16 protein-coding genes are annotated in these 25028 nt (G+C 40.4%); 5 read left to right on the forward strand and 11 right to left on the reverse strand.

The annotated features are described in order from the left end of the window. Position 1 precedes the first annotated feature (1 nt). The 5 genes from ABJN95_RS02925 to ABJN95_RS02945 all read right to left on the reverse strand — a co-directional run bounded on the left by ABJN95_RS02925 (position 2) and on the right by ABJN95_RS02945 (position 10282). Entirely contained in the window at positions 2 to 3022 is a 3021-nt protein-coding gene (locus ABJN95_RS02925; RefSeq protein WP_348368496.1) for a DUF6797 domain-containing protein, read from the reverse strand. A gap of 15 nt (positions 3023 to 3037) precedes the next feature. After that, a complete protein-coding gene (locus ABJN95_RS02930) occupies positions 3038 to 4654 on the reverse strand; it encodes a sulfatase (protein ID WP_348368497.1) in 1617 nt (538 codons plus the stop codon). A gap of 121 nt (positions 4655 to 4775) precedes the next feature. Then, positions 4776 to 5915 carry a Gfo/Idh/MocA family oxidoreductase gene (locus ABJN95_RS02935; RefSeq protein ID WP_348368498.1) on the reverse strand — a complete coding sequence of 380 codons (1140 nt, stop codon included), beginning with the start codon at positions 5913 to 5915 and terminating at the stop codon, positions 4776 to 4778. A 4-nt stretch (positions 5916 to 5919) separates the two neighbouring features. Then, positions 5920 to 6780, reverse strand: a complete 861-nt coding sequence (locus tag ABJN95_RS02940) for a sugar phosphate isomerase/epimerase (protein WP_348368499.1) — start codon at positions 6778 to 6780, stop codon at positions 5920 to 5922. A 7-nt stretch (positions 6781 to 6787) separates the two neighbouring features. Continuing rightward, positions 6788 to 10282, reverse strand: a complete 3495-nt coding sequence (locus ABJN95_RS02945; RefSeq protein ID WP_348368500.1) for a PVC-type heme-binding CxxCH protein — start codon at positions 10280 to 10282, stop codon at positions 6788 to 6790. A gap of 153 nt (positions 10283 to 10435) precedes the next feature. On the opposite strand from ABJN95_RS02945, the gene ABJN95_RS02950 reads away from it, so the two are divergent. Beyond that, on the forward strand, positions 10436 to 11305 hold the full coding sequence (locus ABJN95_RS02950) for an AraC family transcriptional regulator (protein WP_348368502.1): 870 nt from the start codon (positions 10436 to 10438) through the stop codon (positions 11303 to 11305). A gap of 500 nt (positions 11306 to 11805) precedes the next feature. Then, complete coding sequence (locus ABJN95_RS02955) at positions 11806 to 12987, forward strand: 2-isopropylmalate synthase (protein WP_348368503.1); 1182 nt, start codon at positions 11806 to 11808, stop codon at positions 12985 to 12987. Between the two features lie 50 nt (positions 12988 to 13037). Here ABJN95_RS02955 and scpA read toward each other — a convergent pair whose 3' ends face one another. The 6 genes from scpA to ABJN95_RS02985 form a co-directional block, all read right to left on the reverse strand. Beyond that, positions 13038 to 15227 (reverse strand): methylmalonyl-CoA mutase, encoded by a 2190-nt coding sequence (gene scpA / locus ABJN95_RS02960; RefSeq protein ID WP_348368887.1) that lies wholly within the window; start codon positions 15225 to 15227, stop codon positions 13038 to 13040. After that, the gene (locus tag ABJN95_RS02965; RefSeq protein WP_348368504.1) at positions 15220 to 16590 is read right to left on the reverse strand and encodes a methylmalonyl-CoA mutase subunit beta; all 1371 of its coding nucleotides are present in this window, start codon (positions 16588 to 16590) and stop codon (positions 15220 to 15222) included. The genes scpA and ABJN95_RS02965 overlap by 8 nt, the downstream gene beginning before the upstream one ends. Positions 16591 to 16605: 15 nt before the next feature. Continuing rightward, on the reverse strand, positions 16606 to 18147 hold the full coding sequence (locus ABJN95_RS02970) for an acyl-CoA carboxylase subunit beta (RefSeq protein ID WP_348368505.1): 1542 nt from the start codon (positions 18145 to 18147) through the stop codon (positions 16606 to 16608). Between the two features lie 118 nt (positions 18148 to 18265). Beyond that, positions 18266 to 19738: an acetyl-CoA carboxylase biotin carboxylase subunit gene (gene accC / locus ABJN95_RS02975; protein ID WP_348368506.1), complete on the reverse strand. Its 1473-nt coding sequence runs from the start codon at positions 19736 to 19738 to the stop codon at positions 18266 to 18268. Positions 19739 to 19748: 10 nt separating this feature from the next. After that, positions 19749 to 20228, reverse strand: coding sequence for a biotin/lipoyl-containing protein (locus ABJN95_RS02980; RefSeq protein ID WP_348368507.1), 480 nt, complete (start codon positions 20226 to 20228; stop codon positions 19749 to 19751). A 66-nt stretch (positions 20229 to 20294) separates the two neighbouring features. After that, complete coding sequence (locus ABJN95_RS02985) at positions 20295 to 21305, reverse strand: NADP-dependent oxidoreductase (RefSeq protein WP_348368508.1); 1011 nt, start codon at positions 21303 to 21305, stop codon at positions 20295 to 20297. Positions 21306 to 21447: 142 nt separating this feature from the next. Here ABJN95_RS02985 and ABJN95_RS02990 point away from each other — a divergent pair, with 142 nt between their 5' ends. The 3 genes from ABJN95_RS02990 to ABJN95_RS03000 all read left to right on the forward strand — a co-directional run bounded on the left by ABJN95_RS02990 (position 21448) and on the right by ABJN95_RS03000 (position 25014). Then, complete coding sequence (locus ABJN95_RS02990) at positions 21448 to 22902, forward strand: amidohydrolase family protein (protein ID WP_348368509.1); 1455 nt, start codon at positions 21448 to 21450, stop codon at positions 22900 to 22902. Positions 22903 to 23012: 110 nt separating this feature from the next. Then, positions 23013 to 23492, forward strand: a complete 480-nt coding sequence (locus ABJN95_RS02995) for a cytochrome c family protein (RefSeq protein WP_348368510.1) — start codon at positions 23013 to 23015, stop codon at positions 23490 to 23492. A 16-nt stretch (positions 23493 to 23508) separates the two neighbouring features. Next, positions 23509 to 25014, forward strand: a complete 1506-nt coding sequence (locus tag ABJN95_RS03000) for an FAD-dependent oxidoreductase (RefSeq protein WP_348368511.1) — start codon at positions 23509 to 23511, stop codon at positions 25012 to 25014. Positions 25015 to 25028: the final 14 nt, after the last annotated feature.

Genomic DNA, 25028 nt, shown 5'->3' on the forward strand with positions numbered 1-25028 from the left:
ATTAAAAAGATTTATCAACACCCAAATGATGAATGGTGTTTTGAACTGTTCCTTGTAATGGTATTTCATTAACATCGGAAATATCATAGGAAATCGTCATCACATCTACGGGCTCAATATCATTCAAAAACAAGTGTACTGATTTACTGTCATTGCGCATTTCTATTCGACTAATGGGTAAATATTGTTGATTGTAGCGATCGGAACCGTAAGCACTGCTTCGCTTTAAATTCCAGGTTTGTACGGCATAGTTATTAACGTCCATTGCTTTTTGTGCCTTTAATTTGGTATCAAAACGCATCGTGATACCAGAAGCCGTTATGGTAAGATCGACCGGAGTGGTCAAGGGTTTCCCTGTATATCGAATGCGATACAAGCCCCCCCCTCGAAGCATCTGATTTGTTCCCCAAGCCGACATTCCACAGGCGTATAATTGTCCGTCATCAGGGTTAAATCTTCCACGCATGACTCCAGTCAAAAATTTAATTCCAGGTAAATCAATCACGCCTCCTTGCATTTGCCCGTTTACCTTTTCATTCAAAACGAGTTGAATCTTTCCGAAGCCATAGGAAAAACTTAAAAGGCTTCCATTTAACGGGGCCCATTTTTTGCTGTCTACCCACAGCAATTCAGAAGGCGAGCGATCAAATTGCATATCTAACCAAACCATAGGTGGTTCCATAGCGACTCTTGTGCTATCTTTTGGAGGGTTGTAACCCCACATATTACCATAAAATTTGCCCTTGCCATCTACCCAGTTGATTCGGTTCATAGGATTCCAAAAGCCTTGTTGATCGGTTACTAAAAAACTCCCATCAGGATTAATACAAACGCCGTTGGCAGCCCTAAATCCTTTTGCGATTATATCTGTTTTAGAACCGTCATTGCTTACTTTCAACAAAGTGCCGTGTTGGGGCACCAACGCTTCTCGAGCATGGCGGCCGCTCTTGGCATAATATAGGTTGCCTTCGCGGTCGGCCTGCAGGCCCATAGCAAACTCATGAAAATGATCTGTCACCTGATGGTCATGGTTAAAACTCTCGTAGAAATCAGTTTCATTGTCCCCATTCAAATCGCGCAATAACACCAATTGATCGCGACAAATGACATAGATTTTATCATTTAATACCTTAATACCAAGAGGTTGAAAAAGACCAGAACCTATACGTTGCCAGGAAAGTTCGCTCGAATTATTGGTGAGTCCTGAGATTAGCCAAACGTCTCCGTCAGTAGTACAGGCCACCGCGGCATTCGCGTCCGACATAAAATCAATACCACTCAACTTCATTCGGCAAGACCATGGATTTTCGAACGGGGGAGTCAATTGGTCTACTGCGAATGCGCCTTTGTCAGAACCTGTTGTAATGGCACTTTTTAAAACTTCTGGATAACGTGGTGAACCATTGCCCAACGTATACTTATGCAGGTCTTCAGGTACGGCTTTTACTGTTGATAATTTGGCAAAATCACGCTCACTCGTATCAGCAATAAACAATTTGACCTTTGCTGCTTTTGATCGTTGTACATTCAATATCACATAACCAGCTTCTATAGACAAACTCGCCCCTTCTCCTAACATTTCAACTCCTACTGTTTCTGGGGCAACCCTCATTTTCAATACGGACGTCGATGGGGAAATATTCATGCTTCTGGTGAAAACCACAACTTGACCGTGACGCTCCATACCCAGTTTTTCTAAGATATCTGCCTTTCCTACAGAATAGGAAATGATAACTTCGTCATCATAAGTATAGAGCCCCTTGTAGTTTGCCCATTGCTTTGGAAGGGGTCCGAAAGCGCGCCCATCTCTAGCTCTAAATCTTGGGTCTTCGAAAGAACCCGTTTTTGGATTGGCCCATCCCGGACCAACAGGAGTTTCAAAATGAAGTTTTCCTATGGTACGCGGATAGGTTTCATGTTTATCGTTTAAGAGAATTCCATTCCAGTCGATAAAACCCTTGCCCGTCCATCCGCCTGCAACACGCATAAGATCATGGTCAAATATCATCCAAGCTTTTCCTTTCGAAATACCCCCTTCACCCTTATCCAAACGAGCAGCAATTCCTTTATACGCAAAGTTTTTTTTAAGATAATCCTCATCAGCATAAGGTACGGGGCGGGGAGAATGATAGCGTTCAATGCCCGTTTTTTCATCAACCAATTCATAGGTATTAATGAAAAAGTTGCCATAGTTCATATCTTCCCAGGGTTGGTACGGATGCATGTCAGGACCCCGGGAGGTACCTTTGGGTAAGCCTGCTAGATAGCCAGGTGTACTTTTGATAAAGTGTACCTTCTCGTTGTCTTTAATATACTTTTGACGGATATAGGAAATGACATCATACTTTTCTTGTGGGGTCAAGGCGGGTTGTGGAGGCATTGTACCATAACCTCGACTAATTGTTTGGTACATGGAATACGCATCGCCTCCCGATTTCAACTCTTGTTCCCAGAATTTTGTGGAGAGTGGAATAGACCCTTCCACCTCTTCATTGCCATGGCAGTTAATACAATTTGCACTATAAATACGTTCGCCACGTTTATACCCTTCATGGTCGGCCTCAGCAATGAGGGCGGCATGGTCGATATCGCTTTCAATTTCTTTCAAATCATCTTCTGAAAGTATGTACTTTATTTGAGAGCGATCGATTGAAACGATTTTAGAAGACTGTTTTTTTGCCGAAAACGCGTACACATCATCTTCGATCTTTATGCTTCCTATAAATGTATCTTGCTCAAAAGTACCTTCTAAAAAAGCGTCATTTCCAAATAGGGTGAAATTTCCCGACAAATTATCGTTGTACACCGAAACATTTTCAAGGGTGAATGTACCATCATCTAATGACACCAGAGAAAGCTCCGTAGCATCATTGGTGTTTTTAAGTTTCATGGTACCTTGTGAGCGATCGTCGCCAAAGTCAATCTCATAGTCCCAAAACCCTTGATGCGTATTTCCTTGACAACCATATGCCAAAACAACCAAACTTATAAGGCTCCATATGATATTTCGATAAGCTTTCATTCGATTATTTTATTGCTAGTCTTTGACTATAAATTTGGCACCAACTTCTACTTTTTCAAGCGTATTGCCGTTTCCATCCACAAAATTGGGTTCAAAATCACTGTCGTTTACCCAGCCAGAGGATGTTTTTTCACCTGCCATGAATCGGCCATAAAAATCAGTATTCCTGGTAAACGGATGCGCTTCGTACAGATGCCCGAAGCCTTGCATACGTAGGTCATTCTGCTGTAGCAGTTTACCCTCCATTTCCGATTTTAATTGCGCTTTCAATACCTCAAGCGAAATATCATCAGCGAGGTTATGCACACAAAAAGGATCGTTCTTAATATTGTATAATTCTTCGGAAACGCGTTTGCCAAAGTTTAATCTCCAATACTGAAGGTTGGTGCCTTCTCTACGTAAATTCAGAATTTCGGTCTTGGTCGGGCTGCCATCGGTATTCAAATAGCCCGTTTCAGGATTGCCTGAAGGCCATCGGTCTATTTCATAGTTTTTCAAATACAACATACTGTCTTTGTATATTCCACGAATGGGGTACCCTACATCATTTGGTCTACCAGTATCGTGACGCTCTTTGCCCACTAAAACATAATTGCGATCAGGCTCTATTTGCCCCGACTTTTCGGATGTTATTATATGCATAAGACTTTTTCCTGTTGCCGGATGCATTCCTGAAGATCGCCAATCTACTCCAGCGACTTCTAAAAACGTAGGTGCCAAATCAATAAAACTCACGTAATCATCAACAACTTTTACCTTCGATTTTCCCTTCCATAACATGGCCATGGGCACGTGATTTGCATTTTCGTATTGATTGCCTTTAACCCTTGGAAATGGCATCCCGTGGTCAGAAGTAACCACGATCAAGGTATTCTCTAACAGATTGCGTTCTTCAAGTGTTTGCAAAACTTTTTGGATGTGCTTATCGGTATCCTCTATTTCGTATGCGTAATCAAGCAGGTCATTTCGCGTGGTTTCGTTATCGGGCCAGTATGGAGGGAAATTTTGTATCATAGCTGTCGACTTGCCAGCTAAGCGGGCGCCACTACCATATTCATAGCCTCTATGAGGTTCTATAGTCCCCAACCAAAAACTCCAAGGTTGATCGGCAGGAGCTTTATTTAAGAAATCCTCAAAATTAGCACTGTAATCATTGGGTCCGATGGCATTGGTAGCTGGTTTTAGTTTTTTCTCATTAAAGGCTTCACCCATCACTTGTCTTTGACTGCCATCAGCGGCAAAAGTCAAGGCAGGCCCATAGCCTTTGCCCGTATGGCCAGTGGTATAGCCATTTTCCAAAAGTACTTCTTGATAGGTCTTGAACTTCGATGGAAAGTAGATCACATGATTTGCCGCAGCATCTAACTGCCATGAATTTCTTCCGGTAATTACAGCAGCCCTTGAGGGGGCACATTTGGCATTGGGTGTATAGGCTCTATGAAACAGAATCCCGTCTTTGGCAATGGCATCAAAACCGGGAGTATTTACATAGGTGCTTCCATAGGCGCTCATGTCTAAGCCTGCATCATCGAACATAATTACCAAAATGTTCGGCCGTTTTTGAGTTTCTTGAGCACTCGAAAATAAAAAAAAGAATAAAAAAGCGAACGTTACCCGAAGTACCAAATTCATACGATTAAGGTTATTACCTAAGATAAGAACAATATAGAAAATTAAAAACTGTTCCTTTTTTGCATCCAATGACTAAAAAAGTCATTCGCTATGGAAGTGGTTCTACATTTGTTTTTAGGGTCTACATTTCTTTTAAGCTAAACTCAGGTAATCTGATAATTTCGCCCCCCTTCATGGCCGAATCGTGTGCCAAAATACCGACACAAGTAATATTGGCAGATTGTACTACATCTGGATACGGCTGCTGGTCGTTAATCAGTGACATCAAAAATGCATGAACCAAGTGCGGATGTGAACCGCCATGACCGGCACCTTGCGTAAATGAAAGGTGTGTATTGTCATCGGTATCATAAACCCCATGGGTTGTGAAGGCTTGAATTTCTTTGGGCAACAATTTTGCAAAATCAGGACTTTCGACTTCTTCTGGAATTTCTGGCTCGGGTTTTTTGGCCGTATGTACCACTAATGGTTGGCCTTCTATCAAAGGCCATTCAACCGATTTCTTAGATCCATATACTTCAAAACTCTCTCGGTATTGACGGGCAACATCAAAAAGAGAGCGATAGACTTGCGCGCTTAAATCAGAATTACGGAATTTAATATGAGCCGTTTCCACTGCATAGGGAGAACCATATTCCGATATTAATTCTTCTCGAATCTTTCCCGAACCAAAACAGGAAACATATTCCGCTTCATCTTTTGTAAGTGCCAATATCGGCCCTACACAGTGTGTGGCATAATGCATTGGAGGTAGTCCGGGCCAATATTCTGGCCAACCATCCATATCTTGTTGATGGCTGGCTTTTAGAAATTGGATTTTTCCCAATTCTCCATTTTCATACAGCTCTTTCATATACAAAAACTCCCGCGCATAGACTACCGTTTCCATCATCATATACGTTAAGCCAGTTTCCTTTACCAACTCCACTATTTGACGACATTCCTCTATGGTAGTGGCCATAGGTACGGTACAGGCCACATGTTTTCCGGCCTTCAATGCAGCAATAGATTGTTCGGCATGATTCGGTATCGGGGTATTGATATGCACTGCATCGATGTTGGGGTCTTTTAGCAATTCATTATAGTCTGTATATCTATTTGCAATACCAAGGGCATCTCCAAGTTCGTCCATTTTAGATTTATTCCGCTGACATATGGCATACATTTCAGCATTGAGATGCTTCTGATAAATAGGTATAAACTCTGCTCCGAATCCTAGGCCTACAATGGCTATTTTAATTCTTTTTTCACTCGTTTCCATTACTTTATGTATTGAATGTTTTCTTTAAAAATTCAACTCCTTCCGATGCGAAATCATCTTGATTATTGGCTAGGTTTTTCCAGATACAAACTGCACCAGCCAGCTCCTTTATTTCTGGGGTAAAACTTTCTATGACCATTGCCCCTTTATAATTGATGTCTTGCAATCCAAGTTTGAAATCCTTCCAAGGGGTAAGTCCGGTTCCTGGAATGCCCCTGTGGTTTTCGGAAACCTGAATATGAATTAGTTTATCGCCCGCGGTATTAATCGCTTCACGAATGTTCTGTTCTTCGATGGTCATGTGAAAGCCATCTAATACTACCTTGGCGTTTTCATGATTAATATCCGATATAAGACGCATCACATCGCCTGCAGTATTCACTAAATCAGATTCAAACCGATTCAATGGCTCCAGGGCAATTTGTTGACCGTGTTTTGACGCCATTACGCAAGCTTTGTGCAAATTGGTGACCGCTAATTCCCACTCGAATTTGCGCTGTCTTTCGGAAACCATTCGTGCTTTACCAACAGTCGAATACATAGGTCCTGCCAAAAAATCAACCTCCAGAAATGACCCTATTTCAAAGCATTTTTCGATATATTGAAAACAGTTATTATGTAATGAAACATCATCAGAAGTAAAATCTTTTGTAGGGCCAAAAACACCGCAAACCGTTGGTTTTAATCCGTTATCTTTTAGAGCTTGTTTTACGGTTTTGACATCAATCAAATCAGGGTCTTCAACAGGAATTTCCACTACGTCAAATCCCATGGCCTTTATTTTAGGAAAAAGCGAAATTGAGGCAGTACTAAAAGGTGAATGCCAAAGCCATGTACTTACGCCGTATTGCACATTTACTGCCATAAACTATTTATTTTACTACCTTCATTACTCCTTGCATGATGCGCCAATGTCCAGGAAAAGTACAGATATACGGATATTCTCCAGCTTGCTCAGGAGCGGTAAATCGTATAGTCACCTTTGCATTTGGATTTACTAGTTTGGTCGCATGCAACACTTCTGGCATTATCGGAATATAATCGCTATCAGCTGCGTTCGGATCCTGTGCCAATTTATCTGCGGCTGCTCCAACTTTTTCCATACTGCCTTCAGCTAAAATCAGAAGATTATGTTGCATAAAATCATTGTTTTCAAAAACAAGGGTAACAGTCTCACCAGCTTTGACAACAAACTCGCTTAAATCATACTTCATTTCATTTTGAATGGTCTTCATCGTAATAACTCTGCCTTGATCGTTAGTAGTTATATCTGGCTCCGTTGCCTTATCAACTTTTTTGTAATTCTTAGCGAAAACTGCAGCAATAGAAGTACCCCCAAAGGCATTGTTGGCGCTTTCTGCAAAATCGGTTTCTACCTCGTATCTCCAGCTGCCTGACAAGGATACTGTCGTATTCCCAGAACGAATGTACATTTGGTTAGGGGTTCCATAAATACCCCCACCACTACCGGTGTCTTCAACACGAACGGCGATTGTATTTTTACCCTTATTAAGAATTGCAACAGGAATATCATAATATCGATTCTTTGCGTATTCGTTTTCGGTAAGACCCACTTGTATGCCATTGATATACACAATATCGGAATCATCTATCGGACCCAATGAAACATAGGTAGAGGCGTCCGTATTCAAAGTGAAATTTCGTCTAAACCAAATAACACCGTCAATATCAAGTCCAGCGTCCTCAATATATTGAGGCAATTCCATAGTTTTCCAATTGGAATCATCCAAGTCTATGTCGTGTCTTTTTGTCTGAGGTGCAGTATCTACTTTTATGTTTGGGTTTTCTTCAGCATACTGTTTCATAAAACCAGCCCCATGTTTGTTGGCAGCCGCATATAGCCCTTTTGAAAGCCAGTTATCAGAAGTAATGGACTCTTGCTTGCTTACCGTATATAATCTAGCACCTATTGCCTCAGAGGCCGGTCTTTTGGTATAATAGAGGAATGTCACCAATCTGACAGACGCGTCTTTGTCATTTAAAATCTTTACTTTATTAAGATAATTATCTGTCGCCCTATTTTTAGGAAGTATTTGAATAGCTGCTTTTCGAACAGCAGCTGCAGGATGTAGCAAGGCACCAGTCACTATTTCAATTCCTTGGGTGTCAAGACCTAGGGCGCCTAACCCATCAATGGTCCATAAAGCATGTAAAGCTCCAGCATTTAATCCTAAGGCATCAACTTTCATATCAGTTACCAATTTATATAGGGCAGGTAAAACATCAGTATCTCCACGTTCTATCAATAAACGCTGGGCCGTAAGCCTCCAAAACATATTTTGATGAGCCAATGTACGCACTAATTCTTCGGGATTTTCTTTATCCAACCCCAACGAATTTTGCAACTTGCCAATTTTAGGAACCACTCTCCAAATGCGTCCTCTAGACTTATCGCGAAGAGGATTTACATAGGCATTTCCTTGTCCGTTTTCACCCTTAAAACCTCCAAAACTCTCGGTTGGAGTGGGATTGTGCTGTACGATAAAATTGTACCAATCGGCTATCCAAACATTACCATCTGGGCCGACCTTCGCCTCCACCGGCGACACCCATTCATCTGAACTGGCAAAAAGGTTTCCACCGTCCTTTTCAATATATCCGGCACCGTTTTTTTCAATTTTAGCAATATGAACCAATCCACCAGTTGGCTCACACACGAAAGCTACCTTATTCCAATACTGCTTCGGATAGTTACGGGCCGTATAAAAATGATGCCCTGCCGCCGCAGTAAAACCTCCAAAAACATCCACTTGTCTGTAATTTTTGGTTATTGGCATCATGTCATAATGCCCATCTATTTTTAAGCTCCCTTGTGCAGTAATGCCCTCTATGCCCTCCATCGCATAGTTCGGAATACCCAAAAAGACACTATGTGTATTATTTGCCGTTGAGGCAAAGAGTGAATTGTCTTCAGTAATCCCCAAACCCCAGGTATTATTACTCGTATTCGTCAATACCTCGAAGTATTTTTTCTTGGGATTGAAGCGATACATATTCTGACTAAAATCGAATACCTCATCGTAGATACTTCCTTCAAATCCAGAATAGCCAACAACTCCATAAATACTATTATCAATACCATACTGAAGGTTGGAAGGCCCTGCATGTGTATCTGAAACACCCCATCCATCAATTATAGTTTCACGAATATCTGCCTTATCATCTCCATCGGTATCTTTTAAAAATAGAAATTGAGGCGCTTGTGAAACTATAATACCCCCATCATAAAAGGCAAAACTAGTAGGGATATTTAATTTTTCTGCAAAGACAGTGACCTTATCGGCCCTCCCGTCACCATCGGTATCTTCCAAAATTTTCACACGGTCATCACCAATGCCAAGTTCATCACGAACCGTATTGGGGTAGTCTACAGTTTCAATCACCCAAAGGCGACCTTTCTCGTCCCAATTCATGGCAATAGGGTTGACAATTTCGGGTTCAGAGGCAAACAGCTGTAAATCAAAACCTGCTGGCACTTGTATTAACTTTTCTGATTCTTCAGGTGAAAGCGGCAACTGATATTTAGGTGCCGGGTCTCTTTTTTCGTAATTCGGAATTCCTGTGCGGTCTTCATATTTCAATGTAGGAATCGTTGCCGCAAAAGCTTCCCAATTGTTCTTTGTATTCGCATCAACAGCCCATAGAATTCCTTCTCTAATTAAATTTTGAAAACCTGTATGATTCCAAACACGTTCATCATGACCCGAGGCAGTGTAGAAAACTTTCCCTTTTCCATATTCTTTTACCCAAGTCCAAGGTTCGCTATGGTCTCCTTCAACACGCTCCATCAAAACGGTAATATCATCCGCTATTTTATCATGTACATAGGTCTCATCCCAAGCTTCAAATTCGGTTACATTTTCCATTAAAGGATGTGTCGTATTCGTAATAGTTGCCGAAAAAGTTAGCGTATCGTGTTCTTTAAACTGCGCTCCGACTAAATCAATATATTTAGGGGAATTCTTAAAACAAAAACTTGCCGAATGTATTGGAATAAAGGCATTCCCTGTGGATACAAAATCTAACAACGTCTGCTCCTGGGAAGGGTTGATGCTTTCATGATTCGCATACACAATTAGGCCATCATACAAATTAAGATTCTCTGTATTCAGGTCGTTTACATCTTCGGTATAGGTAATGTTGATTCCATCTTTAGTGAGGGCCGTTGCCAAGATTGGAAAATAAGCGCTAGAATTATGATGCTCCATTTCATGTCCGAGAAAAAGCAGTTCAATTCGTCTTGGCTGATCATCTGGCAGCGCTCTTTTTTTGGTTTCAGAATTACACCCAAGCACAAAAAGGAAAGGTAATAGTAGCCGAAGAAATATCAATTGAAAATTTTTCATAATCTTGTTCATATAAACGGTTTCCAATGTTAAGAATTAATACAGATCAAATCGTACTATCTTTTATCTACTACTGACTGTATTATATCCTAAAATTCGTAGTACAGTATTTTAATGGATAAATTAGTAACTTTTATAAACCAATAGATCCAAATGAAATCTGTAGTTCAAAAATCACCAATTCCTTCAAATCATGTGTTTATTGCAAAACATTTGAACGAGTCTATTTTTGATCCGAACTGGCATTTTCATTCTGAATATCAGTTGTTTATGGTTCTGAAAGGAACCGGAACGCGATTCATTGGAGATAATGTAAAACCATTCAAAGCAGGGGATATAACATTTACTGGGCCCAATATTCCCCACCTCTGGCGAAGCGATGTGGAAAGTAATACTGAAAATAGAAAAAACGGCTGTGAGGGAATCGTCGTTTATTTCAATGAGAAATTTTTGGGTGAAAGCCTATTGCAAACGGAAGAAACCATTCGCATTCGACGGCTATTTAAAAAAAGCCTTCGCGGTTTAGAGCTTACCGGAAATACAAGAAAAACTGTAAAAAAAATGCTTTCAAAATTACTAACTATGAAAGGATTTGATAGTGTATTAGAACTACTAAAAATAATAAACAAACTATCACAAACAACCGATATACAACCGCTGGCAAGTCCTGGATATGTGAACACTTTAAAGGAAGGCGACACGGTACGTATGAATACTGTTTATGCCTATGTAATGAAAAATTTCACACGGAAAATGTCAATTACAGAACTGGCAGAATTAACGAATATGACACCAACTTCATTCAGTCGTTATTTTAGAATTCATGCGAATAAAACGTTCTCAGAATTCGTAAGTGAAATTCGAATCGGTCATGCCTGTAAGCTTCTTATAGAGAAAAAGTTGACAGCTTCTCAGGCATGTTATGAGAGTGGTTATGGAACTTTATCAAATTTCAATCGACAGTTCAAAGCGCTAACCCAAAAAACCCCTTCAGAATACAAAAGACAGTTCGAGATGAAATAGCATTGAAAAAACTAACGAGATAACGCAACCTCCCCAAGTGGGTTTAATGCTTTCAAATATGCCACTAAATTTAGAACCTCCTTCTCCGTAAGCATACTTTAAAGCCCTCGGGCATCATAGATTTATTAATGATTTGGCGATTTTTTAACTGCGGTAGCAGCCAAATATTATTTGTTTGTTATGTTTTGTAAAATAACTCTCGCTCTTTGCACATGCCAATTGCCTTTGCCCAATTGCAATTGAGCAAGTTCTGTATAATTCTTTCTTGTAAGATCATCATAACTTCCTTGGAACAAAACAACGTAATAACTCCATGTTAAGTTTATATATTATTGCCATTTGTCATCGTAAAAAATAGGGTGTATTTTATTGTATTTCAGTGTTTTAAATCGTCATTAATTACAATAAGTATAGTATATTTAGCTAGTAAATTTAAAAAGGTTAGCCTAAGAGGTTATATATTTAAATTAAAGCTAAGACAGCGTTAATTATTTAGTATCATGAGCAAAGAAAAGGTTCAAATTTTTGACACTACGTTAAGAGATGGCGAGCAAGTACCAGGATGTAAATTAGATACGGAACAAAAATTAATCATCGCAGAACGACTTGAATTATTAGGGGTGGATATTATTGAAGCGGGGTTCCCCATTTCAAGTCCAGGAGATTTTAAATCGGTCACAGAAATTTCCAAATTAATTAAAAAGGACATTACTATTTGCGGACTTACACGAGCTGTTAAAAAAGATATAGAAGTCGCTGCAGAGGCACTTAAATTTGCGAAAAAGCCAAGAATACATACGGGTATCGGCACCTCTGAATCTCACATTAAACATAAATTCAATTCGAACAAAGGGGCCATAATTGAAAAAGCTGTTGCTGCCGTGTCCTATGCGAAATCATTCGTTGAGGATGTAGAATTTTTTGCCGAAGATGCGGGTAGAACAGACAACGAGTTTCTTGCTCAAATTTGTGAGGCCCTTATCAAGGTTGGTGTTACTGTTCTAAATATTCCTGACACTACCGGTTATTGTTTACCTGAGGAATATGGGGCCAAAATAAGATATCTGAAAGAAAATGTAAAAGATATTGACAAGGTTACGCTTTCATGCCATTGTCACAATGATCTCGGACTTGCCACAGCTAATTCCATAGCTGGAGTTGTAAACGGCGCACGGCAAATTGAATGCACCATAAATGGAATTGGAGAACGCGCAGGAAATACCTCGTTAGAAGAAGTGGTAATGATAATGAGGCAACATCCTACACTTGGCCTTGACACCAATATCAATAGTAAACTGCTATATAGTACTAGCCAAATGGTTTCTCAAAAAATGGGAATGAACGTACAACCCAATAAAGCTATAGTCGGCGCCAATGCATTTGCTCATAGTTCTGGTATTCACCAAGATGGTGTTATCAAAAACCGGGAAACCTATGAAATTATCGATCCTGCTGATGTTGGTGTGGATGAGTCATCCATTGTGCTTACGGCGAGAAGTGGTAGAGCGGCTTTGGCTTATCGAGCCAAACTAGTTGGTTATGAACTAACCAAATTACAATTAGATACGGTTTATAAGGAATTCTTGACCTATGCCGATGCCAAAAAAGAAGTTGTGGATAACGATATACATGAAATTGTAGCTGCAACAGACATAGGTATTGAAGGGCTAGCAAGTAAATGATATATTCTCATATAAATAAATCACTATAATGTTGGGGTTAACATTAAGAATTACTCCTCAATCAAAATCTCCAACAATTGAATGGCCGCATCACTAATTTTGGTTCCAGGGCCGAAAACTGCAACCGCACCAGCATCATATAAAAACTGATAATCTTGTTTGGGAATCACGCCACCTACAATCACCATAATATCTTCACGATCGTAATTTTTTAATTCTTCAATTACAGCGGGCACTAAGGTCTTATGACCTGCAGCTAAGGAAGATACACCTAGAATATGCACATCATTCTCGACAGCTTGTTTAGCGGCTTCTTCGGGAGTTTGAAACAACGGGCCTATATCAACATCAAAGCCTAAATCAGCATATCCTGTGGCTACTACTTTAGCGCCTCTATCATGACCGTCTTGTCCCATCTTCGCTATCATAATACGAGGGCGACGACCATCTTGCTCAGCAAATTGGTCGGTCATGGCCTTGGCCTTTTCAAAACTTTTATCGTCTTTAATTTCTTTTGAATACACGCCTGAAAATGAATTGATAATTGCTTTATGTCTGCCAAAAATTTCTTCAAGGGCCGAACTGATTTCCCCAAGGGTCGCTCTAAATCTGGCAGCATTTACAGCTAAAGCTAGTAAATTTTTATCCGCAGGCAAGTTTTCATCATCGGATTCCATTTTCAATCTAGCAGCTTCTGTCAATTCAGCTAAAGCTGTTTTAACAGCTGCTTCATCTCTAGATTTTTTAATACGAACCAAACGCTCTAACTGCTGTCTTCGAACTTCTTGATTGTCGACTTCCAAAATGTGAAGCTCATCTTCTTCTTCTAATCGATATTTATTTACACCTACAATTACATCTTGCGTGCTATCAATTCGCGCTTGTTTTCTAGCGGCCGCTTGTTCAATACGCATTTTGGGAATTCCCGCCTCAATCGCTTTGGTCATTCCTCCCAATTCTTCCACTTCTTGTATTAATGTCCACGCTTTTTCTGCTATTTGCTCCGTAAGATACTCAACGTAATAACTGCCAGCCCAAGGGTCAACTGTTTTAGTAATTTTGGTTTCTTCCTGTAAAAAGATCTGTGTTTCTCTAGCGATTCGGGCCGAAAAATCTGTTGGTAAGGCAATAGCCTCATCCAAGGCATTGGTATGTAAACTTTGTGTTCCTCCTAAAATCGCGGCTGTTGCCTCTATTGTAGTTCGAGCGACATTGTTGAAGGGATCTTGCTCAGTTAAACTCCATCCACTGGTTTGACAATGCGTACGTAATGCCAAGGATTTTTGATTCTTCGGGTTGAATTGCTTTACCAATTTTGCCCACAACATTCGGGCAGCTCGCATTTTGGCAATCTCCATAAAATGGTTCATCCCAATTCCCCAGAAAAAAGATAAACGGGGAGCGAAATTATCAATTTGTAGTCCCGCTTTGAGTCCGGTTTTGATGTACTCCAATCCGTCAGCTAAGGTGTATGCCAATTCAATGTCAGCAGACGCCCCCGCTTCATGCATATGATATCCGGAGATACTAATACTATTGAACTTGGGCATAAATTGACTTGTATATTCAAAGATATCTGCTACCAATTGCATAGAGGGTTTAGGCGGATAGATGTAGGTATTCCGCACCATAAATTCCTTAAGGATATCATTTTGAATAGTTCCCGCTAACAGGGCTTGGCCAACCCCTTGTTCTTCCGCGGCAACAATGTAAAATGCCATTATGGGCAGAACTGCCCCGTTCATTGTCATGGAAACAGACATCTTATCCAACGGAATTTCATCGAATAAAATCTTCATATCCTCTACAGAATCGATAGCAACGCCCGCTTTTCCAACATCACCAACAACACGTTCATGGTCACTATCATACCCACGGTGGGTGGGTAAATCAAAAGCTACCGAAAGTCCCTTTTGACCTCCCTTTAAATTTCTTCTATAAAAGGCATTACTCTCTTCAGCTGTCGAGAAACCAGCATACTGTCTAATCGTCCAAGGTCTGCGAACGTACATGGTGGAATACGGCCCTCGCAAGTAGGGCGAAATTCCCGCTGCAAAATTCAGGTGTTCTGCCGAAGCAATATCTTCTTTGCTGAAAGAGGGTTTTATATCTATTTTTTCGGCAGTCTCGAAAGCTACGTTGTTCGGCTTCTGGACGGAGTCTGTTCTGAGCTCAGTTGAAGGGCTCGAACCGAAAGACGATTTTTTAAGAGATAGATTTTGTACATCTTTTCTACTCATCATCCAATCGTTTTTGTTCTACTTCCTCTGCCAAACGTTTTTCAAGAATAGGTTGAATCAATGTTTTTCGAGGATTGGTTTTCAAAAATGGATACACCTCAATCGTATCTTTCATTTTATCGCCCTCGTTTTGATATCGGTTTGTTCCTATCAAAACTTCTTCTCCCCCTAAAAACTTTTCTTGTTCTTTTGAAGCACTTTCAGCAATTTTTCTTTGAATGGTATGTTCCTTTAACTGCTTGAGAAAGCCACCACCCTTTTCAATCGATTTAAACAGTTCCAAAGCTTTTTCCGTCAATTGTGCCGTTAAGCTTTCAATGTAATATGCCCCATCGGCCGCATTATTAACTTTATCAAAATAGCTTTCATTTTTTAATAAGAGTAATTGATTCAGCGCGATACGTTCCCCGAACTCATTATCCTTGTGATAAATGGCATCATAAGGCAAATTGACTACGCGGTCGGCGCCTCCCAGAACCGCCGACATACACTCTGAAGTCGTGCGGAGCATATTCGTATTATAGTCGTATAGTGTTTTATTTCTTCGTGTCGGATAGGCAACAATATGGCATTCAGTATCAAAGTCATAGAATTCAACAAGAGTAATCCATAACCGGCGTAAAGCTCTGAGTTTAGCAATTTCAAAGAAGTAATTTGTTCCGACAGAGACCTTAAAGGTTATTGTTTTTGGGCGTTCCGTTTCGGTCTGAAAGATATTCAAATATTCATTCGCATGTGCTAACGTATAGGCTAGTTGCTGAACCATATTGGCTCCAGCATTCTGGTATAAAGCTAGGTTGACACTTACTATATTCTGTGCTTTACCGGCAAGTATCTTTTTGAGCATTGCGACGTCTTTTTCCCAACCTTCAAACCAATTTCCCGATTTGGCCAATTGACCAATAGGGTCTAGATTTAAGTATATGTTTTCTAGGGAGTCACTACAAAATTGAACTAACGCCTGCACATATTCATGAGACAAAAATTCAAGTTTTACATAAACAGAAACCGCATTAAGGTCAATATTCTTTAATAGGCTTTCTACTTTTATCTCTTCAGATGGAATTACAAAACTCAAACTCTCCACCCCTCTTTGTAAGGCTTTTAATGCTTTCTTATTGGCCAACTCTGCATTACCGGCATATATCTTTTGGCCTACACTCCAGCCCTTTTTACTCGTAAAGTTGTTGAAAGTTGCAACGGCATCGTCGGCATGATAAAAGGGTTTCACTTTGATTCCCTCAGGAGAATCCCAAACTAAGGTTTCGTTATAATCGGCTCCCTTCAAGTCTACCTGTATTTTCTGTTTCCATTCTTTGGCAGAAACAGGAGAGAATTCATCAAATAAAGGGGTTTTACTCATGACCCTAGAATTATTTTACAAAGGAATATTTCCATGCTTTTTCTTTGGCAAGGTAGCTACTTTGTTTTGAAGTGCTGTATATGCTTTTATCAATTTTCTTCGGGTATTCTTCGGAAGAATTACCTCATCAATAAATCCTCTTTCAGCCGCACTATATGGATTTGCAAATTTTTCGGCATATTCGGCCTCCTTTTCAGCTAGCTTCGCTTCGGGGTCTTTCGCAGAGCCAATCTCTTTTCTAAAGATAATTTCACTTGCTCCTTTAGCACCCATCACCGCAATTTCTGCCCCAGGCCATGCATAATTTAAGTCGGCACCAATATGTTTTGAATTCATAACGTCATAAGCCCCACCATACGCTTTTCTTGTAATGACAGTAACTTTTGGTACGGTAGCTTCACTTAATGCATATAACAATTTAGCGCCATTAGTAATGATACCGTTCCATTCTTGGTCGGTACCAGGTAAGAATCCCGGAACATCGACTAAGACTAACAACGGAACATTGAAACAGTCACAAAAACGTGTAAAACGTGCGGCTTTCTTTGAGCTTTCTACGTCTAAAACTCCAGCTAAGCTCATCGGTTGGTTGGCAACAATTCCAATACTTTTTCCTCCCAAACGAGCAAAACCGACAACAATGTTATCTGCATAATCTTTATGAATTTCAAAGAAAGTATCCGCATCGATTAGGCCGTTAATCACATGACGCATGTCATAGGGTTGATTGGGGTTTTCGGGAACAATACTTTCCAACTCCTCACGAATTTCGTCTTTAATATCAAAAGGAATATCATCGGGTACATCCTCACAGTTCTGAGGCATGTAACTTAACATCTGCTTTATTTGATTAATACATTGAATATCATTCGCGGCCGTCAAATGCGTTACCCCTGACTTTGTAGCGTGAGTAGAAGCACCCCCCAATTCTTCAGAAGTCACTTCTTCATTGGTCACTGTCTTCACCACATTCGGACCTGTAACAAACATATAACTTGAATTTTCTACCATCAAGGTAAAATCAGTCATTGCAGGAGAATATACAGCTCCACCTGCGCAGGGGCCCATGATTGCAGATATTTGAGGAATGACCCCTGAGGCCATCACATTTCTATGAAAGATATCTGCGTAGCCTCCAAGGGAGCGAACCCCCTCTTGAATGCGTGCACCACCACTATCATTTAATCCAACAACAGGCACGCCTATTTTCATCGCCATGTCCATTATCTTACAGATTTTTTCAGCATGGGTTTCCGATAGTGCTCCACCAAAAACTGTAAAATCTTGGGCAAAGACGCATATCTGTCTTCCGTTTACCGTGCCATAACCCGTTACTACTCCATCACCGTAAAAGACTTGTTTTTCCATACCAAAGTCCTTCGTTCGGTGGGTCACTAAGGCTCCCATTTCTTCAAAAGAACCTTCATCTAATAAAAAATGAACGCGCTCGCGAGCCGTCAGTTTTCCCTTGGCATGTTGCTTATCAATGCGTTCTTGACCACCTCCTACACGGGCTTGCTCTAACTTATCTGCTAAAATCTGTTTTTTATCTTTCATCTGTACATTTTCATTGTTGGTAATTGGTCAGATGTAATTCGCCAAAAACCCGATACCTTAATTTTACCGTTATTATTGTGGCTCATTTCATTCTTGGTCTACAATCGATTCACAAAAATTACATCCCTCGTTTATGCCAATTCGAGGAAACGGTAGTTGGAGTTTTTAATGTCTTTTGATTTTCTAGGTACAGTTTGAGCGCAATCTTGGCAGCAATCTCTTTCTCATCATTATACTGTTCTTCAAGCTGTTCTGCGGCATAGTAATTTTTCACAAAATGCGTATCAAAATTACCTGAAGTAAATGCTTCATGCTCGCACACAAATTTTCCAAAAGGAAGTGTTGTTGCCACGCCTTCTACTTTATAATCATCAATAGCTTTTATCATCAACTGAATAGCTTCTTCACGCGTTTTACCATAGGTAATCAGCTTGGAAATCATTGGGTCATAATAGATGGGCACTTCCATACCTTCTTCGAAACCATCATCTACACGAATTCCTTTACCCTCAGGTGCTCGGTACGTCGACAAGGTTCCGATACTGGGCATGAAATTCTCCAGGGGGTCTTCTGCATATACGCGAAGTTCAAGGGCATGACCACTGATTTTCAAATCATCTTGAGTAAACCCTAACCTTTCGCCCCGAGCTACTTTTATTTGTTCTTCTACCAAATCAACACCCGCAATAATTTCTGAGACCGGGTGTTCGACTTGAAGACGCGTATTCATTTCAAGGAAATAAAAATTCTTTTTTTCGTCAAGGAGGAATTCTACCGTTCCTGCACCAACGTAGTCACAGGCTTTTGCTACCCGCACCGCAGCGTCACCCATAGCCTTACGAATCTCTGGAGTCAGTACGGCTGATGGTGCTTCTTCCACAACCTTTTGGTGTCTTCGTTGTACACTACATTCGCGTTCAAAGAGATGCACTATATTGCCATGGGTATCGGCAAGTACCTGAATTTCAATATGTCTGGGCGAGCCTACATATTTTTCTATGAAAACGGAGCCATCACCAAAAGCTGCAACTGCCTCGCCAATAGCACGGTCCATTTGTTCGGGTAATTCTTCGAGCTTTTCTACAACTCGCATTCCTTTTCCCCCACCACCGGCAGCAGCTTTGATTAGAATCGGAAACCCAATTTCTTGCGCAATTTTCTCCGCCAATGCCACATCAGTTATGGCTTCTTCGATACCGGGAACCATAGGAATGTCATAATCTTTTACAGCGTCTTTTGCCGCTAGCTTATTTCCCATAACTTCAATAGCATGTGGTTTTGGACCTATAAAAGTAAGTCCGCTATCCTCAACTTTTTGAGCGAAAATGGCATTTTCACTTAGGAAGCCATACCCAGGATGAATACCTTCTGCTCTCGTACTTTTTGCCGCTTCAATTACCTTATCCATAACCAAATAAGACTCTGAAGAAGGTGCCGGCCCTAAAAGGACAGCTTCATCTGCAAATTTCACGTGCGGCGAATGTCGGTCAACTTCTGAGTAAACAGCTACCGTTTTGATTCCCATTTTTTGGGCAGTTCGCATAACTCGAATTGCAATCTCACCTCGGTTGGCAATTAGAATTTTTTTCATGTTCCTATATCTATTCCATTTCGATAATTAACTGTCCTTTTTCAACAGCATCATCTTTTTTTACTTCTATTGATTTCACAACTCCTTCCCCTTGTGAGGTAATGATATTCTCCATCTTCATAGCTGAGAGTACTATTAAAGGAGTGCCTTCTGAAATTTCTTGACCAATCTCGACTAATATGTCAACAATTAAACCTGGCATGGGAGCTTTGATGGAATTCACCTTCTGAGCAGTTACTGCTAACAAGCCCATTTTTCTTACCTGCTGGTCGTATTCATCTTCAATTTTTACTTGATATGTATTCCCGTTAATAGCAACTGTCAGGGTTTTATTTAAATAGTCAGCATGGACTAAACGGGCTTCATAAGCCTTATTTTTTTCAAGAATATGATAGTTTTCGCCATCAATAGAAATGCTATCAAGAGCCTCTATATCCTCTTTTTTTAGTGCTATTTCTTTGTTATCTGCGGTAACTAAATAGTTTGTCATATAATAAAAATGTCTAATGGGCTTTTCAATTTGAGGATAAAGGTATCGAAAAATTAGTTAACATAGTTAACTAATTTTTACCAACTGCTTTCCAACGTTCTTTCTTTCAAATAATCTATTAAGTGCAATGGGCATATGATCAAGACCTTCTAGGATATCTTCTTGATAGGTTAGTTTCCCTTCTTTTATCCACTGTGCCATATCTGTCTCTGCCTTCTGAAAATCCTTTTCAAAATCATAAATAAAGAAACCTTCCATTTTCGAACGTGTGGCACCTACTTTATGCCAGTTTTTTAAATGATAAACTGCATTCTCTCTATCAGCATATTGTGATATCCTTCCGCACAATACTACACGAGCATACCTCTTTAACTTTGTTAAGGCTATGTCTAGTATTTCGCCACCTACATTATCAAAATATACATCAATTCCTTCGGGAAAGCAATCGTCAATACGCTCAGAAACATTTTCCTTTGTGTAGTTAATAGCATGACTATACCCTAATTTTTCGGTCAACAACTTGCACTTTTCATCTGTGCTAGCAAGACCAACAGCTCTTCCCCCCTTTATATTAGTTAAATGACCAATATTTGAACCTACTCCGCCGCTAGCTGCCGAAACTAGAACATTATCACCTTTTCTCATCTCACCAACCTTGTACAATCCGAAATATGATGTAAAACCCGTCATACCCAAAACACCTAAAGCTGTTGAATAGGGTAGCCCCCGCTGACCCACCTTATACATCATATAATATGGACTCCCATCACAAATCACATATTCCTGCCAACCGTGTTTGCCCTGTACAATATCTCCAATCTGAAAATCAGAATGTCTGCTTTCCACTACTTCACCAACACCCCTGCCTCGCATGGTATCGCCAATTTGCATCGGATTTTCTATACCAGCACCGTCTAACATATAAAATTTCATGACAGGGGCCACTGACAAAAAAAGTGTTTTGATCAAAAACTCTCCTTCTTTCAAAGGACGCAGTTCTACGGTTTCCATTTTGAAATCCGATTTCTTAATAAATTCTCCAGGACGAGCAGCTAGGGTAAGGCGATTGTTTTTCATGTTTCCAATGTACAAATAAACTAGTTAATGTAGTTAATCATTAAACTAATTAACTAATTTTTGACAAAATGCTTTTACTTCTGTTTAAAATAATTAGTTTTAAGGGATTTGTTTGCACGAATCACCTTTAATATTCTAAATAATGAAGAATTCTTCGAAAATTATTACTTCCCTTTGCATCTTACTTCTCGCTTCATGCCAACCTCAAGCGCGGTTTTTTGAAGATGCAATTTGCATACAAAACATCAGCACCGTAGACCCTAACAATGGTTTGGAAGAAAATCAAACGGTTGTTATTAAGGATGGAAAGATTTATAAAATTGCAGACACTGCGACCTTATTGTTATCTGGAGAAAACAACATTATTGATGGTACAGGCAAATATTTGATACCTGGTTTATGGGATGCTCACGTGCACTTTGCCTATATAGAAGAATTGGCGCCATTAATGTTTGATATGTTTTTGTCAAACGGTATCACTAGCGTTCGAGACACCGGCGGTAAAGTTGATTTTGTAAAAGATTGGAAAGACAATGCCATTGCACGTCGGACAGCCGCCCCACGGGTTATGATGGCCGGGCCTTTGCTTGATGGCGAACCAAATGTTTATGATGGAAGTGATGCATCTCATCCTGAGCTTTCTGTTGGTTTGGGTTCAGTCGATGATGTCACGAATCAAGTAAATAGATTGGTAGGCAAAGATGTCGATTTACTTAAGGCCTATGAAATGTTGACTCCCGAGCAATTCAGAAAAGTTAACGAATTGGCCAAGGCAAACGGACTGAAAGTTACGGGGCATGTGCCATTGAGCATGGATGTTATTTCTGCAGCTAATGCCGGATTGAATAGCATGGAACATTTGCGAAACTTGGAATTATCCTGTGTGGCGAACAGCGACGAACTTCTAGCAGAGCGTCAAAAAATGCTCGCCGAAGGCAGTAACATGGCCGGTGGAGAATTAAGGACATCGATACATAGGGCGCAACGCGAAAACGCCCTCAAAAACTATGATGAAACCAAAGCCGATGAAGTATTGCAAGTTTTAAAGGATAGGGATGTTTGGCAAGTTCCAACATTAGCACTAAATACGTTTTTATCTAATAAATACTTTGCTGATCCTGAATATCAAAAAAGCTACTCACAGCTGCCAGATTCCATTGCGCAACATTGGAAAAACCGTTCTATCATCCTAAAAGACTATCCCATGTCAGAAGCCTTTCAGGCACAAGTAGATTTTAATCTTAAAATGGTAAAAAAAGTCTACGAAAAAGGTATTCCATTAATGGCAGGTACAGATACGCCCATTGCCTACCTAACGCCAGGATTGAGCCTACACATAGAACTTGAAGCTTTGGTCGATGCCGGTATTCCTCCGCTTGAAGTCTTAAAAGCTGCTACCTATAATCCCGCTAAATATTTCAACATGCAGCACGAACTTGGGTCTATCAAAGAAAATATGTATGCAGATTTGGTGATTCTGAATGCCAATCCTCTTGATGACATTCAAAACACAAAGCTGATTGCTACGGTCATTAAAGAGGGCCAAGTGTACGTTTCGGAAGACATGAAGGCCGACCTAAAAATTTTCAGAGATTAAGCCAAATTGGTGCAAAATTCATAATATCTCTATAATTATTGCATTTTTCTTGGAAAGCAATTAAAATATTAGTTAACTTTATTAACTATTAATGAATTAAACTATTTTTGATGAAGACACTTTCTTTTGTAGCAGCCATACTTTGCATGACATTACTAAGCGTTTCTTGCGGCGGTGGAGAGAAAAAGAATCAAGAAAAAGCCAAGCCCGAGTTCAATACAAAGAAAACTACGGAAACCACAGCTTCGTCTACCGCGGTGGCAGCTACCATTCCCCAATCAGAAAATAAATTGGGTAGACGCGTTTTTCTTTTATGTGCGGCATGCCATAATGTGGTCAAAGGAGAACCTCACAAAGTGGGCCCGAATTTAAATGGCTTTTTGGGTCAAAAAGCGGGTATGAAAGAAGACTTCGTATATTCTGATGCTTTGAAAAATAAAGGTATTGTATGGAGTGAGGAAACCATTCGCGAGTGGCTGACCAATCCTGCTGGGTATGTACCAGGGACCAAAATGGCCTTTGTAGGGGTTCAAAAGAAAGAACAACAAGATGCATTAATTGCATATCTTAAGGAGGTAACACAAGATTAATTCATAAAGTATTCTTATGAAAACGAACAGACGTAAATTCATTCAAGGTCTTGCTGGAGCTTCCGCGGGACTCATTATTCCTGCTAGTTGCACGCCTAAGACAGAATCTAAAACCGTCAATGTTAACGCTACAGCGATTCACTCGAAAAACAAAGCTGTTAAATCAAGTCATGATATTGTAGTGGTAGGCGCAGGCCTTTCAGGCCTTCACGCCGCAATGCTTCTCGAAGAACAAGGTTTTGACGTGCAGGTAATAGAGGGTAGAAATCGATTGGGTGGCCGTGTATATACCTTAAACGATGTACCCGGAAAACCCGAAGCTGCAGGAGAATTTATCGGGGCGAATTATGCACGTATGCGAAATACCGTTGAACAACTTGGCCTTGAGTTATACACTCCTGATGCGGGTGGCGGTCCAAATCGCCCTTGGATTTACAATATAAAAGGTGAATATATTTCCGCGAAAAACTGGGAGTCACATAAGTTTAATCCGCTAGAAGGTGAAGATAGAACCTTACTTCCGCATCGCTATTTATCCACTATTTCGCACCGCGATAACCCCCTTCAAGGAAAACCCTTAAACGCATGGTTAGAACCTGAGTTTCATCAATACGATATCCCACATGACCAATATTTACGTTCAAAAGGAGTAAATGAAGAGACGATTAAGCTTATGAACGTAATCATACATGCCGGCGGTATGCACAACACTTCTGCTATGAATGAACTGCGTCGATACCACGTTATGCACTTTAGCGACGGAAAAACAACTTTTCCTGATGGTACTGGTTGGAAAATGATAAAGGGAGGAAACTCACTACTTCCTCAAGCCATGGCAGAAAGTTTAAAAAATGAAGTGCAACTGGGCAGAACCGTTGTTGGTTTTAAAGAGGAAGATGGTATCGTTCAAGTAAGCTGTGCCGATGGTAGCGAGTTTACGGCGAAACAAGTGGTTTGTAGTATCCCTATAACTGTGCTTAGGAATATTACGTTTGAACCCGTAGTTCAGGGAGTTACCAAGGATGCTATCAACGAAATGGACTATGGACTATCTGTTCAAGCTCATTTCCTTATTACAGAACCTTTCTGGGAACAAGATGGTATGGATGCTAATATGTGGACTGATGGACCCTTAGAGCGCTTTGCAGTTCGCACCAAAAAAAATCCAAGCGACCCCGATGCAGGTTTGGCATTTATTAACGGACCTGAGTCGCTGAAATTCCGTCTAATGTCTGATGACCAGGTATTCTCTTACGTGGAAAACAAACTGGCTGAAATTAGGCCGTCAACCAAAGGAAAATTGAAGCGCATTATGATTCAATCTTGTGAACGTGATATTCATGGTGCTGGTGATTGGGTATACTGGCAACCCGGACAAGTGACAAAATATGCCAATCACATGCGTAAAAACCACGGTAGCATTCACTTCTGCGGTGAACATACCGCTATTATGGAAAGGGGCATGGAAGGTGCCTTCGAATCTGGTGAGCGCGCCGCATTGGATATTATATTGAATGCATAGCGTAAACCAAAAGC

Source organism: Maribacter sp. (assembly GCF_039974175.1).
GTDB lineage: Bacteria > Bacteroidota > Bacteroidia > Flavobacteriales > Flavobacteriaceae > Maribacter_C.

Excerpts from the sequence above, each read along its gene's own strand:
- ABJN95_RS02925 (WP_348368496.1), bottom strand. The coding sequence starts at position 3,022 with ATGAAAGCTTATCGAAATATCATATGGAGCCTTATAAGTTTGGTTGTT.
- ABJN95_RS02930 (WP_348368497.1), bottom strand. The coding sequence starts at position 4,654 with ATGAATTTGGTACTTCGGGTAACGTTCGCTTTTTTATTCTTTTTTTTA.
- ABJN95_RS02935 (WP_348368498.1), bottom strand. The coding sequence starts at position 5,915 with ATGGAAACGAGTGAAAAAAGAATTAAAATAGCCATTGTAGGCCTAGGA.
- ABJN95_RS02940 (WP_348368499.1), bottom strand. The coding sequence starts at position 6,780 with ATGGCAGTAAATGTGCAATACGGCGTAAGTACATGGCTTTGGCATTCA.
- ABJN95_RS02945 (WP_348368500.1), bottom strand. The coding sequence starts at position 10,282 with ATGAAAAATTTTCAATTGATATTTCTTCGGCTACTATTACCTTTCCTT.
- ABJN95_RS02950 (WP_348368502.1), top strand. The coding sequence starts at position 10,436 with ATGAAATCTGTAGTTCAAAAATCACCAATTCCTTCAAATCATGTGTTT.
- ABJN95_RS02955 (WP_348368503.1), top strand. The coding sequence starts at position 11,806 with ATGAGCAAAGAAAAGGTTCAAATTTTTGACACTACGTTAAGAGATGGC.
- scpA (WP_348368887.1), bottom strand. The coding sequence starts at position 15,227 with ATGAGTAGAAAAGATGTACAAAATCTATCTCTTAAAAAATCGTCTTTC.
- ABJN95_RS02965 (WP_348368504.1), bottom strand. The coding sequence starts at position 16,590 with ATGAGTAAAACCCCTTTATTTGATGAATTCTCTCCTGTTTCTGCCAAA.
- ABJN95_RS02970 (WP_348368505.1), bottom strand. The coding sequence starts at position 18,147 with ATGAAAGATAAAAAACAGATTTTAGCAGATAAGTTAGAGCAAGCCCGT.
- accC (WP_348368506.1), bottom strand. The coding sequence starts at position 19,738 with ATGAAAAAAATTCTAATTGCCAACCGAGGTGAGATTGCAATTCGAGTT.
- ABJN95_RS02980 (WP_348368507.1), bottom strand. The coding sequence starts at position 20,228 with ATGACAAACTATTTAGTTACCGCAGATAACAAAGAAATAGCACTAAAA.
- ABJN95_RS02985 (WP_348368508.1), bottom strand. The coding sequence starts at position 21,305 with ATGAAAAACAATCGCCTTACCCTAGCTGCTCGTCCTGGAGAATTTATT.
- ABJN95_RS02990 (WP_348368509.1), top strand. The coding sequence starts at position 21,448 with ATGAAGAATTCTTCGAAAATTATTACTTCCCTTTGCATCTTACTTCTC.
- ABJN95_RS02995 (WP_348368510.1), top strand. The coding sequence starts at position 23,013 with ATGAAGACACTTTCTTTTGTAGCAGCCATACTTTGCATGACATTACTA.
- ABJN95_RS03000 (WP_348368511.1), top strand. The coding sequence starts at position 23,509 with ATGAAAACGAACAGACGTAAATTCATTCAAGGTCTTGCTGGAGCTTCC.